This window comes from Oleiphilus sp. HI0117, assembly GCF_001635235.1.
Map to the genome: position 1 here is coordinate 1 of NZ_LWGA01000410.1, position 395 is coordinate 395.

The following is a 395-nucleotide window of genomic DNA, read 5'->3' on the forward strand; positions in this document are numbered from 1 at the left end:
CTGGTAAGGCCTGGCGATGGGCTCTTGATTGACGAATGCGTCGATATAGGCCTTATCCATACTGTGCTTACAGTGCGCCAACGTGATATGTGGGGTGAACTGACGGGAGTCGATTTTGATGCCCGCTTCGCGTAGTGAGTGGCTAATCATTTTTTGCAGCCGAGCTAAGTCATCATTCAGGGCGAGCCCGAGCCATAAAATGTTCTTACTCTTTTTAGGGGAAAAGACTCCGGTTTGAGTGAAGTGAGTACTAAAGGCATTGAATTGGATATTCTGCAGTGCTTGGCTGACCACCTTAGGCTCTGCTTCACCAATAAACTGTAAGGTCATATGCAAGAGTTCAGGGCGAAGTAAGCGAGCGCCCTCAGCTGTTGGCGGCTGATACTGTAACACTT

Annotated in this window: 1 protein-coding gene; it reads right to left on the reverse strand. The window is 48.9% G+C overall.

Annotated elements, in window-relative coordinates; genetic code table 11:
• The coding region (gene thpR, locus A3757_RS04820) for an RNA 2',3'-cyclic phosphodiesterase (protein WP_197469789.1) at window positions 1-395 on the reverse strand (395 nt) is incomplete at both ends.